This window comes from Hydrogenophaga defluvii (assembly GCF_042665235.1).
GTDB lineage: Bacteria > Pseudomonadota > Gammaproteobacteria > Burkholderiales > Burkholderiaceae_C > Hydrogenophaga > Hydrogenophaga defluvii_A.
The window spans coordinates 53,355-67,946 of record NZ_JBHTBZ010000014.1 but is presented as its reverse complement, the minus strand read 5'-3'; the positions used below and the strand labels follow the sequence as shown (position 1 = coordinate 67,946).

The window sequence follows — 14,592 nt, the reverse complement described above, 5'->3', positions numbered from 1 at the left end:
TTGTCCTCACCTGAGCCGTTCTCATGGAAATCCTGTCCCTGCTGGTAGTCTTCGGCATCCTCTGGCGCCTGGCCAACCGCACGTCCCACCGGCAACGCATCGCCCGGCTGTCGCAACACCTCAGCCCGCTGCGCATAGAAATGCTGATGAGCACCTTGATGGAGGGCTACCTGCGGGCGCTGGGCGAAAGTGATGCGCAGCGCCAGCAGCAGGTCTGGGGTGTGTTGGAAACCGCCGAGGCGGAAACCGAGATACAGATGGGCCGCCTGGCCGATTCGGTGCGCGCCATGCCCGCCGCGCAGGCCCGCATCAGCCGCGTGCCCATGGCCGTGCCGCGCGTGGAAGAGTGGTTGCCCCAACTGTGTTTTGACCTGCGCGAGGCCCTGGCCATCCATGCGCGTGGTGTGGCGTTTGTGCGCGCCCAGCACGCTTGGAGCCACAAACAACGCGCCTTCACCATGACCGCCGAACTCATGCTGATGCAGCACACCTGCCATTGGTACTGCCAATCCAAGCTGGTGGCCTCGGCGCGGCTGCTCACGCGCCACAAGACCCGCCACGACCAGGTGCTGGCCGCCGTGTCGCCCCCCACCCGAGAGGCCTACGTGCGCTTGACCAGCGGGCGCTGATGCGCCTGCAACCAGGCCAGCGCTTCGTCCAGCGGCATGGGGCGGCCATGCAGGTAGCCCTGCACCAGCTCGCACCCCATGGAGGCCAGCAACTGCTGTTGCGCCGCCTGCTCCACGCCTTCGGCAATCACCTTCATGCCCAGGTGGTGCGCCAGCGTGATGATGGCGTGCACGATGGCGCGGTCCTCGTTGTCGCTGAGGATGTGCCGCACAAACGACTGGTCGATCTTCATCACGTCCAGCGGGAACCGCTTGAGGTAGGCCAGGCTGCTGTAGCCGGTGCCGAAGTCGTCCAGGGCCAGCATGCAGCCCAGCTGTTTGAAGCGGCCCAGCAGGTCCAGCGTGTGTTGCTGGTTGACCATGGCCGTGCCTTCGGTGATTTCCAGCTCCAGCTGCGTCGGCGCCAGACCGCTGCGGGCCAGCGCTTGCGCCACATGTTCGTACACCTGCGGATCGCAGAACTGCCGCAGTGACAGGTTGACGGCCACCCGCAGCGGCGGCGCGTCCGGCGGGCAAGCGCGTTGCAGCGCAAGGAGGTCGGCGCAGGCACGCTCCAGCATCCACGCGCCCATGGGCACGATCTGGCCGTTGTCTTCGGCCAGGGGTATGAAGACCGAGGGGAACACCAGCCCGTGGGTGGGGTGCTGCCAGCGCATGAGCGCCTCGAACCCCACCAGGGCGCCGCTGTGGGCATCCAGCTGAGGCTGGTACCAGGCCCGCAGCTCACCGCGGGCCACGGCCAGGTGCATGTCGTTGTGCAGGCGCAGCGCAGCGCCGGCCTCAGCCTGTTCACCGTCGTTGAGCACCCACACGCGGCGCCCGCTCTGGCGGCGGGCCATTGCCAGCGCCTGCTCCAGCTGCCCCATCACCCCCATGGCCGAAGCGGCCTGAGCCGCCAGGGGCAAAGCGCCGACCGACACCACCGGGAAATGTGCTTCCCCATCCACCTCGATGGCAGCGCCCAGGTGCGCCAGCAGGTGGTCGGCGGCTTGCTGTGCGGCCAGGCCGTGGGGCTGCATCACAAACAGCGCAAACCGGTCTTCGGCCAGGCGCCCCACGGTGCAGCGCGGCAAGGCCGCCAAGCCAGGGGCGTCACGCAGACGTTGCGACAGCGCGTGCACCAGCGCTTCCAGAGCCCCCGCGCGCAACACCTGGGCCAGCTGGGGCAGGTTGTCCAGCCCCACGACGAGGGCCAGTGCCTGGGGTGGGCCAGGCGGCAACCCGCTGAGGAGGTCGCTCAGCAACAACTGCCAGTGGTTGCGGTTGGGCAGCCGCGTGGCCGCATCAAAATGGGCCAGGTTGTGGGTCTGTTCTGCCAGTCGTTGTGCCGCCAGCCGTTGGCCGGCCGCCTTGTCGAGCCGGGCCCGCACACTGCGCAGCAACTCGTCACGCTGGAAGGGTTTTGTCAGGTAGTCGTCGGCCCCCAGCTCCATGCCGGCCCGCACATCGCTGCGGTCGGCGCGGGCGGTCAGCAGCACCACGGGGATGTGGGCGGTGCGTGGGTCGGCACGCAAGGCCAGGACCAGCTGATCGCCACTGAGCTCGGGCATCATCAGGTCGCTGATGACCAGATCGGGCGCGTGCCGCTGCACCAGCTCCAGGGCCAGGCGGCCGTTTTCGCCAGCCCACACCTCAAACCCTTCAAGCCGCAGCATGCGTGTCAGGTTCTGGCGTATGCCCTCCTCGTCTTCGGCAATGACCAGGCGGGCGCTCATGAACGGGGCCCCAGGTGCTTGACCAACACCTCGTGCAACTGGGCCAGGTTGAAGGGCTTGGTGACGTAGGCCGACGCCCCTTGCTCCAGCGCCTGTTCGAGGCGCTCTTTTTCGGCGCTGGCCGACAGGAAAACAAACGGCAAATCGCGGCCGCGTGGGTCGGCCCGCAAGGCGGCCAGCAGTTCGTAGCCGTTCAGGCGCGGCATCATCACGTCGCACAACACCAGATCAGGCCGGGGGTCACCCAGCGCCAGGGCCAGGCCGGCTTCGCCATCGGCCGCTTGCAGCACCTGGTGCCCTTCCAGGCTCAGAAAACGCGCCAGGTTCTGACGTATGGGCAGTTCGTCGTCAATGACCAGCAAGGTTGCCATGGGGTGTTGCGGTAGGGGTCGGGTCAGATCAGGACACTGAAACGGGTACCTTGGCCCACCGTGCTGTGCACGTCTATTTGGCCCTGGTGCAAATCGACGGATTTCTTGACGATGGCCAGGCCGAGCCCGGTGCCCTGGATGTCGCCCACGTTGCTGGCGCGGTGGAAGGACTCGAACAGGTGAGCAATCTCATCTGGCGGAATGCCTATGCCCTGGTCCTGCACCTCAAACCTCACCCGGTCGCCTTCGCGGCGCACCGTCCAGTCCACCTGCCCGCCCGCAGGCGAATACTTCAGCGCGTTGGACAACAGGTTGCTGAAGATATGCCGCAGCAGTTTTTCGTCGAAACACCCGCGGGCCACAGCGTCGTCCATGCTCAGACGGACCTCGCTGCCCGCGTGGGGATGCTGGCTGCGCGCTTCATCCACCAGGGTATGGCACAACGCACGCAAGTCCAGCTCCCTCGGCTGGCACTCCAGCATGTCGGCGTCGGTCTTGCCAATCGTCAGCACGCGGTCGAGCATGCGGGTCATGCGCTGCACGCCGGCTTCTATGCTCACCAGCAGCTCGTCGCGCTCGCCGGCCTCCATGCGATCCCCATACACACGCAACAGCTCCGCTGACGACAGGATGGTGGCCAGCGGTGTGCGGAACTCGTGGCTGGTCATGGCCACAAAACGCGAGCGAAGTTCGTTGAGTTCGCGCTGCTGGGCCAGGGCGGTGCGTATGCCTTCCTCGGCTTGCTTGCGCTCGGTGATGTCGAGCAGTGTCCAGATCACGCCGGCGTCGGGGTCGCCGTGCGAAACGCAACGCCCGGCCAGGAGGGCCCAGAAACTGCTGCCGTCCTGGCGCCGCAGCTGACGCTCGGCGCTGAACTGTCCGTGCTGACGCAGCGCCTCTTCGGCGGCCGCCGTGTCGCTGGCCCGGGTGGCGCCCTCCCCCAACAACAGACTGCCGTCCTGGCCGATCAGCGCCGAAGGGCTGTAGCCGGTCATTTCGGCGCATTTGTCGTTGGCCCAGACGATGCGCCGACGCACGTTGTAGGTGATGCCCACCAGCGCGGTGTTGAGGATGGCTTCGCGCTCCGACGAGGTGCGGGCCAGCGCGTCTTCCAGCTCCTTGCGCCGCGATATGTCCATCATGCCCCAGACCGTGCCCTGGCCCAGGTCGCGCGGGCTGACCGCCTTGCCCGACAGCGACACCCACAACATGCGGCCGTCGAGCCGGCGCATCTGCAGTTCGGTCTGATAGGACTCGCCCCGCGCGATGCACGCCGCCACCTCGCCCCCCACCCGCAGGTAGGCCTCGCGCGAGGGGTAGACCGGCTCCAGCGTCTCGGGCAAGGGGTCGCCGGGTTGGGTGCCAAAAATGTCCAGCATGGCGCGGTTGGCCCAGCGCAGGCGGCCATTGGGCGTGAGGAACGCGATGCCCACGATGGAGCTTTCCAGAATCGTTTCCCGCTCCTGCAGTGTGTTGGTCAGGCGGTTTTCCAGCGCCTTGCGCTCGGTCACATCCGAAAAGAAGGTCAGGGTGGCGGTTTCACCCTCCCAGGGCACGATGGTCACGCCGATGTCCAGCCAGCGCACCTGGCCGTCGGGCAGCTGGATGCGGATCTCGTAGCGGTTGGGCACGTCCTCGCCCGCCAGCCGGCGCTGGCGGCGCTGGTCCACCAGAATGCGGTCATCGGGGTGGATGCGCTCCAGGTAGCCACGCGCCAGCATGTCCTCGGTGCTCATCTGCACAATTTCTGCCGCCCGCCGGTTGGCGAACACAAAACGGGTGCCCTTGACCACCACCATGCCTTCGCCCACGTGCTCGATCACCGCGCGGTAGCGTTCTTCCGACTGGTGCAAGGCGTCGATCAGGGCTTTGGAGCCAGTGATGTCGGAGAAAAAAGTCATGGTGGCCGGACGGCCCTGCCACTCGGCCTTGCTCGAGTGCGTGCCCAGCCAGCGCACCGTGCCGTCGCCGTGCAGGCGGCGGATTTCGCTGTGCACCACGATGTCTTCACCACGGTCGCGGCGCGCCAGGCGCTCGGCCACTTCGGCCCGGTCGTCCGGGTGAAGGATCTCCAGCGCCGAGAGGCCTTGCAGGCGCTCGGGCTCGATGCGCAGGATCTCGGCCGCCTGTGGGTTGGCGAACACCACCACACCGTCCTGGATGAGCATCATGCCCTCGCCCAGCTGTTCCACCACCGACTTGTAGCGCGCGTGGGCGTCCACCAGCGCCTGCTGGACCGCCTTGCGTTCAGTCACGTCGCGCAGGAAAGCGCCAAAAGCCACCTCATCGCCCTGGGTGGTGAAGCGCCACACCGACAACTCGGCCGGGAAACGTTGCCCGCTTTTGCGCAAAGCCTCCACCTCCACCAGCCGGTTGAGGATGCGGCTCACGCCGGTGTCGAGGTAGCGTCTGAGCCCGTTTTCGTGGGCCTGCCGGTGTTCGGGCGGAATGATGAGGTCGGACAACAACCGGCCCTTGGCTTCGTCGTGGGACCAGCCCAACAAACGTTCGGCGCTGGGGTTCCAGTCGATCACGTGGCCCGAGGCGTCCATGGCCAGCACGGCGTCGCTGGTGGAATCCAGCAAGCTCAACAGGTGGCGCTCGCGCTGACGAAGGTGGCTGATCTCGCCGAGCAAGGCCTCCAGATCGGCGGTCTGGCTCAGCTCATCGGGCGCGGCATGTGGTTGGTTCATGGACGAGAGAGTGTTCATCCAGGTACAGGACCCGTCGGAAACATTCTGTCATGCCCAAACGAACATTTACAAACATTTTCAAGCCACGCCGACCTCGGCTCAGCGTGTGCGGGCAGGGGCGTGGTGCAGTTCGGAGCGGTAAAAGCGCAAGATGCGCTTCACATAGGCCTGGGTTTCCTGGTAAGGCGGTACCCCACCGTGGCGCTCCACCGCGCGTTCGCCGGCGTTGTAGGCGGCAGACGTCAGTGCCACGTCACCGTCGAAGCGTGCCAGCAGCCATTTGAGGTAGGCCAGCCCGCCCCGCACGTTCTGCTCCGGGTCGCGGATGTTGCGCACGCCAAAACGCTCGGCGGTGTCGGGAATCAGCTGCATCAGGCCCTGCGCATTTTTGGGCGACACCGCCTCGGCGTCGAAGTTGGACTCGGCGCGGGCAATGGCGAGTGCAAAACGTGGGTCCACCGCAAAACGTGGCGCCAGGTGCTGGATCAGCTGGGCATGGCGGCGTTTGTCGCCCGGCAGCGCCAACACGTAGCGCTCCACCACCTCGTGGGGCACCACCTCGGTGGGTTCTGCTGCGGCGGGCAGGGCCAGCGCCAGCGCCTCGCCGGTGAGCTGGCAGCCAGGCGGGTCGCCCATGGGCAGCGGGGTGCCGGAGGCGGTCGCCGCCGCCTGCAGTTCCAACAGCACACGGGTTGCCTGTTCGTGCCCACGCTGGGCCGCAAGTGCGAGCGAGGCATGGCCTTGCGCGCGCTGTGTCGCGTCTGGGCTGTCGGCCAACATGCGGCCCAGCCGGTATTGGGCGTCCAGCTGGCCCAGCCGGGCGGCCTGGCAGTAGCGGTCGGCGGCCTCGGGCAGCCAGCCGGCCACCTGGGCGGCATAAGCCTGTTCGAGCAGGCGCGAGAGCACCGGCGCATCCTCCGTCCAGTCGGGCGGGGGATCGGCGGGCATGCCGGGGCGCACCGAGGCAGCCACGCCGCCCGACAGGCCGAGTGCCCACACCAGCGCCCACGCGGCGCGCCACTTCAAACGAACAGACCAACGAACACACATGGCGCGATTGTCGGTCTTCGCGGGCGGCTTGTCAGTTCGATCGGTCCGCATTGACCCACATCAAACGCCTTGTGCCAGGCGCCATGAACCCGCCGCACGCTCTGACACAATGGACGCCAGCCATGACCAGCACCCTGCCCTCCCCCCTGTCCGTCCTGCAACAGCACCGGGTGCTGGGTCAACTGGCGGCGGCGGCGCTGGAGACGCTGGCCGGCGAGGCCACACGGACGACGTTTGCCGACGGTGACTTGGTGGCCACGCCCGGCCAACTGGCCGAGCAGCTGTGGCTGGTGGCCCAGGGCCACGCCCGCCTGGAAGACACAGAACAAGGCTGGCAGGTGAACTTGCAAGCGGGCGACTGGGTGGGCGCCGGTGTGAGCAGCCCAGCGGTGCAACAACAAGCCCAATTGGTGGCCTTGCAGGACGCCACCCTGGTGGCCCTGCCACTGGCGACCCTGGTGGCCGCCAGCGCCCAGGCGCCGGCCCTGGCCAGCCAGCTGGGCACATTGCCCCACGTTGTGGGCGGCCCGGGGCTGGAGCGGGTGCACAACGACCCGGCCATGAACCTGCTGGCCACGCCCATGCGCAGCCTGCTCAAGCGCGAGCCCATCGTGGCCCCCCCCACCGCCACCATACGCGAGGTGGCCACCATCATGGCCACGCAGCGGGCCTCGTCCGTGCTGCTCATCGAACAAGACCTGCTGTTTGGCATCGTCACCGACCGCGATCTGCGCAACCGTGTGGTGGCGCAGGGCCTGGACATCGAGCGCCCGGTGGCCGACATCGCCACGCTGGCCCCGCTGACCGTACAAGCCCGCAGCCCCGCCTTTGAGGCGCTGCAGCTGATGGCCCGCCACAACATCCACCACCTGCCGGTGATGGATGGCCAGCGCATCCTGGGCATGGTCACCGCCACCGACCTGACCGAACAACACAGCACGTCGGCCGTTTACCTGGCCAGCGACATCTACAAGCAGACCACCATCACCGGCCTGGCAGCGGTGAGTGCACGCGTCAAACGCCTGCAGCGCCACCTGGCCGCCGCAGACGCCAGCGCCTACAGCACGGGCCACATCGTCACCACCATCACCGATGCGCTGACCACCCGGCTGATCCACCTGGCCGAAGCCGAGCTGGGCCCCGCGCCCGTGGACTACGTGTGGGTGGCGGCGGGTTCGCAGGCACGCAGCGAACAGACCGCCAAAAGCGACCAGGACAACTGCCTGGTGCTGGACGACAGCTACGACGACGCGCAGCACGGCGACTACTTCCGAGCCTTGTCCAAGTTTGTCTGCGACGGCCTGGACGCATGTGGCTATGTGCACTGCCCCGGTGAGATGATGGCCATGACCGACCAGTGGCGACAGCCCCTGTCGCGTTGGCGGCGCTACTTCCGCCAATGGGTGGAGCAGCCCGACCCCAAGGCGCTGATGCTGACCTGTGTGTTCTTCGACCTGCGCGCCGTGCATGGCAACACCGCCCTGCTCGACGGCCTGCGCCGGCAGGTGCTGGCCGAAACGCGGGGCAATACCTTGTTTCTGGCCCACATGGTGGGCAATGCCTTGAAGCACCGCCCGCCCCTGGGCCTGTTCGGCCAGATTGCCCCCACACGGGGCGGCGAACACAGCGGCACCATCGACCTCAAACACACGGGCATCGTGCCCATTGTTGACCTGGCGCGGGTGTACGCGCTGGCCGGCGGGCTGGACGCGGTCAACACCCACGACCGGCTGGAACAGGCGGCCCATGCCGGCGAGGTGAGCGAGGACAGCGCGCGCGATCTGCGCGACGCGCTGGAGTCACTCGGAAAAATCCGCATCGCCCACCAGGCGCGACAGATCGAACGCGGCCAACCTCCCGACAATTTTTTGCGTCCCGACGAGCTCAGCAACGTCGAACGCGCCCACCTGAAGTCGGCTTTTGGTGTGGTGCAACAGCTGCAGAGCGTGCTGGGCCAACGCTACCAGGGCGGCCGGTTCTGAGGCTTCTGGATCAGTACTTCAAACGCGCGTAGTAGGTTTTTTCGGCCGCTTCGCGTGCCTGTCGCAAAGTGTGTATGCCCTGCTGCTGCAGCAATGGCAACAGGCGCAACAACACCTCGGCGGTCACCAGGGCGTCGCCCAGCGCGGTGTGGCGGCCCAGCACGGTGATGTCGAAACGCTCGGCAATCGCCTCGAGGCGGTGCGAGTCCTGGCTGGGCTGCGCCACCGCCGACAACAACAAGGTGTCCAGCACGGGCTGGCGGAAACTCAGGCCGGTTCGGCGCTCCAGCAGTTGCAGAAACTTCATGTCGAAGGCCGCGTTGTGTGCCACCAGCACGGTGTCTTGCGCAAAGGCGTGGAAGGCGGGCAACACGGCGGTGATGGCCGGCTGGTCGCGCACCATGTCGTCGGTGATGCCGTGGATGGGAATGGACGCCGCAGGTATGGCGCGCCCGGGGTGGACCAGTTGCTCGAAGCTCTCCTGCCGCAGCAGCTTGCCGTTGACGATGCGGGTGGCCCCGATCTGGATGATCTCGTCGCCACCAGACGGGTTCAGGCCCGTGGTTTCGGTGTCGAACACCGTGTAGGTCAGTTCGGTCAGTGGCACGTCGTCCAGATCGCTGGCGATGCCACGCACGCTGAACAGGTCGAAATCGTAGTACTCGGGCCGGCTTTCCAGCTGGGCCAGCGCCACCTGCTCCGCGCCGTCCTGGGCGCTGGCCTGCGGCAGAAGAAAACGGAAGAAGGCCTGCGCGCGGGCGCGATCACGCTCAAACCACATTTCGCCGCTGTGGCGGTCCAGCACGTCGCGCACGCTCAGGGGCAGGTGCTCGGCGCCCAGTCGCATCGGGTCCATTTCCCAGCTCATCACGGTTTCGGTGCTCATGGCCGAACCGTTCCAGATGAGGTCGAGTTGGGCACGCCCACCGGCCGCCGCCACACGCAGGGCCACAAAGGGCAAGGCAAACTCGTCGCGCAGTCGCTGCGACAAATAGGCCAGCGCCTGCAGCAAGATGAAGCTGTCCACCCGCAGCCAGAGGCCCGCTTCCACCTCGTCAACCACCACCTTGAAACCACAATGCGCCTCGATGCGCCGCTGTGCCGCGACCACAAAATCGGCGGCCAGCATTTCCTCCATCGGCCAGCGTGTTTTCAGGCCCTCGGCCGCGCGCTGTGTGCTGTCGTTCAGCCGGGTGGTCAGGGTGCGCACCTCGTCACGCACCACAGCCAGAAAACGCTCGCGCATCGTGGGCTCCAGGTCATCAAAGCCCAGCATGTCCACCGCCGCCTGGATGTTGGCCAAGGCCGAACGGCTGCCGTCGGTGAGTGCCTGCAGGGCCTGGTCGCGTTGGGCCTCGTCCTCAAAGTGGCGCGTGACGTTGTCCAGCATGAGCACAAACCCGGCCAACGGCGCTTGTGCGTCATCGCTGCCCACCTGCCCCACCGGCGCCATCTGCACCTTGAGCAGCTGCCCCGATCGGGTGGTGGTGATGAACTGGGCCGAGGGGTGGGAGGCGCCCCGGGCGCGCCGCTCCTGAATGCGTTCCAGCGCGTGGGCCACCAGTTCGCGGTCGAACACCGCGTAGATGGACCGACCGATGCCCACCAGCTCGGCGCCACCGGCCAGCGTGGGGGCCTGCGACAGCGCACGGAACTGCAGCCGCGCGCGGTTGTTGTAGAGCAGGATGCGGCCGTCCAGGTTGCACACCACCACGCTTTGTGTGAGTTCGGCCATCAGCGCGGCCAGCCGGCTTTTTTCCTGCTGGACGCCCTGGCTGGCCTGCTCGATCTGCGCCGCCACGTCGCCTCGCAAGGCCTCGCGCTGGTCGGCCAGCGCGTTGATGGCAGCCGCCAGCGCGGCCATGCCGGCCTCGCCCTGCACCGCCAGCCGTTTGCTGGACGCTCCCCCCAACATGCCGCGCACCTGTTCCGCCAGGCGTTGTGGCGCGCCAATGTGGCGGCGGTGTACGTGTTGCCAGAAGGCCCACCAAGCGATGGCCGCCAACACCCAGGCCATGAACAGCAAAGCGATACGCGGGGCCACCAGCTCGGCCACCTGGGCCTGCTCGTGCGGCTCCAGCGTGGACCACAACATGCCCAGCGTGAGCACCAGCCAGGCGCCCAGTGCCAAGGCGCCCGCCATCACCGCGCCCCACAGGCCTTTCTGGCGTCTCATCCCGCCGCCCCCAGCATCTCGGCCACTTTCACCACCAGTTCGCGCGTGGAAAACGGTTTGGTCATGTAGGCATTGGCACCCAGTGCCAGGCCTTTGGCCACGTCGGTTTCGCGGCCACGCGCGGTCAACATCAGGATGGGGGTGGCCTCGATGCCGGGCGTGGTTCGCACCGCCTGGCAGACCTCGAAACCGGTCTTGTGCGGCATCATCACGTCGAGCAGCACCAGGTCGGGGTGCTCGCGCGCGATGGCCTCCAGCGCCTCCTGCCCGTCGCGCGCCACCAGCACCTGGTAGCCCTCGCGTTTGAGCAGGTACTCCAGCGAAATGACGATGTTGGGCTCGTCGTCGGCGATCAGGATTTTGTGTGCTGTGGTCATGGTGTGCCTCCCTCCGCTGGAAGCTTTTGGTGCTGACGTGGCCAGGGCAGGCTGAAGCAGAAACAGGCCCCCGCCGCGCTGGGTGCCAGCCACAGGCGGCCCCCGAAGTGTTCAACGATCTGGCGGCTGATGGGCAGGCCCAGGCCGGTGCCTTGCGGGCGGTTGGCGGCGTCGCCGCCCTGGCGGAATTTTTCGAAGATCAGCGCTTGTTGCGCCGCCGGCACACCTGGCCCGTTGTCGTGCACCTCCACCGTCAGGTCATCCGCGTTGCAGCGCACGCGCAGGTGCACCTGCCCGTCGGGCACCGGCACAAACTTGGCCGCGTTGGAGAGCAGGTTGAGCAACACCTGGGTCAGGCGGTCGGCGTCGGCAAACAGGGGCGGCACCTGGGCCGGCATGTCCAGCGTGAGCCGGCACTGGCGCTCGCGGAACAGCTCTGCCGTGGTGGCCACGGCCTGCTCCAGCAGCACACGCATGTCCACCCAGCCGGTGTGCCATTCGGCGTGGCCCGATTCGATTTTGGCCATGTCCAGCACCTGATTGACGAGGCGCGACAGGCGCTCGGTCTCGCCCACGATGATGGCCACAAACTGCTGGCGCTGGGTGGCGTCCATCTCGGCGTCGTCGCGCATGAGTTCGGCCAGCGCGCGTATGGATGTCAGGGGCGTGCGCAGCTCGTGTGTCACCGAGGACATGAAGTCGTCCTTGAGGCGGTCCAGGCTCTTGAGCTGCTCGTTGGCGCGCCGCAATTCCTCGGTGGCGCGCTCCAGCGAGCGCGACTTGTCCTCCAACTCGCGCGAATAGGCGCGCAGTTGCGAGCTTTCATCGAGGATGCGCAACACGTCGTCGGGCGACAGGGCTTCTTCCTCGGCCACCGAAGCCACCAGCACACGCGCGGACGCACTGCCGACGGCGCCCGCGAGCTGGGTCTCAACGAAGTGCACAAACCGAGGGTCGGCCTGCAACTGACCGGCATCGCGCAGCCCGTGCTCGCGCGCGTACCGCGCCCACAACAGGGTGGTGTGGCTGGCGCCCAGAAACCGCTGGCACAGCTTGTTCAAGTCGGCCACGCTGGCGCGGCCCTGCCAGAACACCGGGTCGCGGCTGGCGGTGCGCTGGAACACATCCACAAACAGCATGGCCTGGCTGGCCTCCTGGCCCGAAGGCGGGCGCCACAGCGACACGCCCACGTAGGCTGCGGTGTTCACCAGCAGGCTCCAGAACAGCGCGTGGGTCAGGCTGTCCAGGCCTTGCAAACCGAACAGTTGCTCGGGCCGCAACAGGGCCCAACCCCAGGCGCCCTGCTGGATGAAGCTGTCGTCCATCCAGCCCGACTTGGCAATGGACGGCAACATCAAGGTGTAGCCCCACATCAGAAAACCGGCCAGCAGACCGGTCAAGGCGGCGCGCTGGGTGCCCCCCTTCCAATACAGGCCACCCAGCACCGCAGGCGCAAACTGGGCCACGGCGGCAAAGCTGATGAGGCCGATGCTGACCAGCGCGTAGGCTTCGCCAGCAATGTGAAAGTACGCGTAGCCCAACAGCAAGATGCCCAAAATGGCGGCACGGCGTATGCCCAACAGCACCCGGGTGAGGTCGGCACCGGCGCTGTTGCGAAAGTGGCGCCTGCGCAGCAGCCAGGGCAACACCAGTTCGTTGCACACCATGGTGGACACGGCAATGGCTTCAACAATCACCATGCCGGTGGCGGCCGACAACCCGCCGATGAACACGAACAGCGCCAGCGCCGATTGCCCGGCGGCCAATGGCAAGGACATCACGAAGTTCTCGGCCCCGCTGGCACTGCCAAAGTGCAACAGCCCACCCACCGCGATGGGCAACACAAACAGGTTGATCAGCAGCAGGTACAGCGGGAACACCCAGGCCGCGCGCCGCAGGTGGTTTTCGTGCACGTTCTCCACCACCATCACCTGAAACTGGCGCGGCAGCAGCAGCACCGACAACATGGACAGCAGCGTGAGCGCAAACCACTGGGTCCAGGCAAAGGGTGTGCCCTGCTCCAGCCGCAGCAAGCGGGCCACATCGGGCACGGCGCGGGCGCGGGCAAAGAGGTCATGCAGGCCGTCAAACAACCCGTACACCACAAACAGGCCCACCGCCAGAAACGCCACCAGCTTGACCAGCGACTCGAAGGCGATGGCCGCCACCAAACCCTCGTGGCGCTCGGTGTTGTCGAGGTGGCGCGCGCCAAACACCATGGTGAAACCAGCCAATGCCAGTGCGATGTAGAAGGTGCTGTCGCTGCTCCAGTGGGGGGCGGCCGTGCTGGCGCTGCCCGAGGTGAGCAGCGCATAACCGGCCGAGATGGCTTTGAGCTGCAGCGCGATGTAGGGAATGATGCCCACCAGCGCGATCAGCGTGACCAGGCCGGCCAGCAGGTGGCTTTTGCCGTAGCGGCTGCCAATGAAATCGGCAATGGAGGTGATGCGGTAGGTTTTGGCGATGCGCACGATCTTGCGCAACACCAGCCAGCCCAGCACCATGGCCAAGGTGGGCCCGAGGTAGATGGGCAGAAACCACACGCCACCCGTGGCCGCGCGGCCCACACTGCCGAAATAGGTCCAGGCGGTGCAATACACCGCCATGGAGAGCGAATAGGTCCAGGGGTTGGCGATCAGCGAGCGGCCCTGGGCCGCGCGACGGTCACCCAGGTGGGCCACCGCAAACAGCAGCAGCAGGTAGGCAAACGAGGCGGCAATGACCAGGCTGGGCGACAACATGGGTCAGTCGCTATCTGGGCCGGTGATGGGGGCGGTGGTGGGTCCGTTCGCGAGTCCGGTGGTGGCTTCGGTTGGCTCGGCGGTTGATCGGCTGTTGGCGCCCTGCTCCACCGCCCAGGCCAACACCACAATCAGCGCCGCCCACAACACAAACAGGGCCACCGGAAACAGCGGCAGGCCCCACAGCGTGGCGTCGTGGTCCCACAGCGCCAGCAAAGGGAAGTTGAACAGCAGCCACCCGGCCGCAAACAGGGCCAGCAGGCGCTGGGTACCGAGTCGCTCCAGCACGGCAGTCTCCTAGTGGGGGTTCAGGTGCGCGGGCACCACCCTCTGCAGGCGATTGTGCCGCAGGCACTTACCCGCCACTTACGCGCAGCGAGTGTGTCAGCCGCCGCGTTTGACCGGCGTCAAGCTTTGCCGCTTTGCAAGGCTTTGGCCTCGCGCGCGGCCTTGGCGTGTGCGTGTCGCGACAGACCAAAACTGGCGAAAAACTTGCACCAGATGGTGGAGCCGGCGATGGCGGTCCAGGTTTCGTAGTCCAGGTGGCCCAGCAGCACGGCGACGATGACCACGGCGGCCACGGTGCCGGCGATCAGGTTGATGGCCATCTCGTAGGGCGCGAACTGCGTGGCATTGGGCGGCGACACACCGTTTTTGAGGCCTACCTCGGAAAAGTCGCGGCGCACCAGGATGCGCCACGCTCGACGCAGCCAGAAAAAGGCCATGGGGAACAGCGCCAGGAACAAGATCCAGGTCAGGGCGACACTGACATCAAACACCATGGGGGCACTCCAGACAAAAGGCATGAGGCGAAAAAAAAGCCCTGCCAGCGCGGCCGGCAGGGCCTCCATTGTGGCC

11 protein-coding genes are annotated in these 14,592 nt (G+C 66.8%); 2 read left to right on the top strand and 9 right to left on the bottom strand.

Going from position 1 to position 14,592, the window contains the following annotated elements:
• Window positions 1-23 precede the first annotated feature (23 nt).
• Window positions 24-629: a hypothetical protein gene (locus ACFQU0_RS06715; RefSeq protein WP_382199399.1), complete on the top strand. Its 606-nt coding sequence runs from the start codon at window positions 24-26 to the stop codon at window positions 627-629.
• On the opposite strand, the gene ACFQU0_RS06710 is transcribed toward ACFQU0_RS06715, so the two are convergent.
• The 4 genes from ACFQU0_RS06710 to ACFQU0_RS06695 form a co-directional block, all read right to left on the bottom strand.
• Window positions 602-2,344, bottom strand: a complete 1,743-nt coding sequence (locus ACFQU0_RS06710) for a putative bifunctional diguanylate cyclase/phosphodiesterase (RefSeq protein WP_382199398.1) — start codon at window positions 2,342-2,344, stop codon at window positions 602-604. The genes ACFQU0_RS06715 and ACFQU0_RS06710 overlap by 28 nt on opposite strands.
• A complete protein-coding gene (locus ACFQU0_RS06705) occupies window positions 2,341-2,715 on the bottom strand; it encodes a response regulator (protein ID WP_382199397.1) in 375 nt (124 codons plus the stop codon). The genes ACFQU0_RS06710 and ACFQU0_RS06705 overlap by 4 nt, the downstream gene beginning before the upstream one ends.
• Before the next feature lie 23 nt (window positions 2,716-2,738).
• Window positions 2,739-5,408, bottom strand: a complete 2,670-nt coding sequence (locus tag ACFQU0_RS06700) for a PAS domain S-box protein (RefSeq protein ID WP_382199396.1) — start codon at window positions 5,406-5,408, stop codon at window positions 2,739-2,741.
• A gap of 99 nt (window positions 5,409-5,507) precedes the next feature.
• Window positions 5,508-6,458: a lytic transglycosylase domain-containing protein gene (locus ACFQU0_RS06695; RefSeq protein ID WP_382199395.1), complete on the bottom strand. Its 951-nt coding sequence runs from the start codon at window positions 6,456-6,458 to the stop codon at window positions 5,508-5,510.
• Between the two features lie 122 nt (window positions 6,459-6,580).
• Here ACFQU0_RS06695 and ACFQU0_RS06690 point away from each other — a divergent pair, with 122 nt between their 5' ends.
• Window positions 6,581-8,440, top strand: coding sequence for a putative nucleotidyltransferase substrate binding domain-containing protein (locus ACFQU0_RS06690; protein WP_382199394.1), 1,860 nt, complete (start codon window positions 6,581-6,583; stop codon window positions 8,438-8,440).
• 10 nt (window positions 8,441-8,450) lie between these two features.
• Here ACFQU0_RS06690 and ACFQU0_RS06685 read toward each other — a convergent pair whose 3' ends face one another.
• The 5 genes from ACFQU0_RS06685 to ACFQU0_RS06665 all read right to left on the bottom strand — a co-directional run bounded on the left by ACFQU0_RS06685 (window position 8,451) and on the right by ACFQU0_RS06665 (window position 14,516).
• Window positions 8,451-10,616, bottom strand: coding sequence for a 3'-5' exonuclease (locus ACFQU0_RS06685; RefSeq protein WP_382199393.1), 2,166 nt, complete (start codon window positions 10,614-10,616; stop codon window positions 8,451-8,453).
• A complete protein-coding gene (locus tag ACFQU0_RS06680; RefSeq protein WP_382199392.1) occupies window positions 10,613-10,993 on the bottom strand; it encodes a response regulator transcription factor in 381 nt (126 codons plus the stop codon). Before ACFQU0_RS06680 ends, ACFQU0_RS06685 begins: the two co-directional genes overlap by 4 nt.
• Entirely contained in the window at window positions 10,990-13,734 is a 2,745-nt protein-coding gene (locus ACFQU0_RS06675; protein ID WP_382199391.1) for an ATP-binding protein, read from the bottom strand. Before ACFQU0_RS06675 ends, ACFQU0_RS06680 begins: the two co-directional genes overlap by 4 nt.
• 3 nt (window positions 13,735-13,737) lie before the next feature.
• Window positions 13,738-14,022, bottom strand: a complete 285-nt coding sequence (locus tag ACFQU0_RS06670; RefSeq protein ID WP_382199390.1) for a hypothetical protein — start codon at window positions 14,020-14,022, stop codon at window positions 13,738-13,740.
• A 119-nt stretch (window positions 14,023-14,141) separates the two neighbouring features.
• On the bottom strand, window positions 14,142-14,516 hold the full coding sequence (locus tag ACFQU0_RS06665) for a hypothetical protein (RefSeq protein ID WP_382199389.1): 375 nt from the start codon (window positions 14,514-14,516) through the stop codon (window positions 14,142-14,144).
• Window positions 14,517-14,592: the final 76 nt, after the last annotated feature.

Bases quoted from the DNA above. Each gene is read 5' to 3' on its own strand.
- ACFQU0_RS06715 (WP_382199399.1), top strand. From the start codon at position 24: ATGGAAATCCTGTCCCTGCTGGTAGTCTTCGGCATCCTCTGGCGCCTG.
- ACFQU0_RS06710 (WP_382199398.1), bottom strand. From the start codon at position 2,344: ATGAGCGCCCGCCTGGTCATTGCCGAAGACGAGGAGGGCATACGCCAG.
- ACFQU0_RS06705 (WP_382199397.1), bottom strand. From the start codon at position 2,715: ATGGCAACCTTGCTGGTCATTGACGACGAACTGCCCATACGTCAGAAC.
- ACFQU0_RS06700 (WP_382199396.1), bottom strand. From the start codon at position 5,408: ATGAACCAACCACATGCCGCGCCCGATGAGCTGAGCCAGACCGCCGAT.
- ACFQU0_RS06695 (WP_382199395.1), bottom strand. From the start codon at position 6,458: ATGTGTGTTCGTTGGTCTGTTCGTTTGAAGTGGCGCGCCGCGTGGGCG.
- ACFQU0_RS06690 (WP_382199394.1), top strand. From the start codon at position 6,581: ATGACCAGCACCCTGCCCTCCCCCCTGTCCGTCCTGCAACAGCACCGG.
- ACFQU0_RS06685 (WP_382199393.1), bottom strand. From the start codon at position 10,616: ATGAGACGCCAGAAAGGCCTGTGGGGCGCGGTGATGGCGGGCGCCTTG.
- ACFQU0_RS06680 (WP_382199392.1), bottom strand. From the start codon at position 10,993: ATGACCACAGCACACAAAATCCTGATCGCCGACGACGAGCCCAACATC.
- ACFQU0_RS06675 (WP_382199391.1), bottom strand. From the start codon at position 13,734: ATGTTGTCGCCCAGCCTGGTCATTGCCGCCTCGTTTGCCTACCTGCTG.
- ACFQU0_RS06665 (WP_382199389.1), bottom strand. From the start codon at position 14,516: ATGGTGTTTGATGTCAGTGTCGCCCTGACCTGGATCTTGTTCCTGGCG.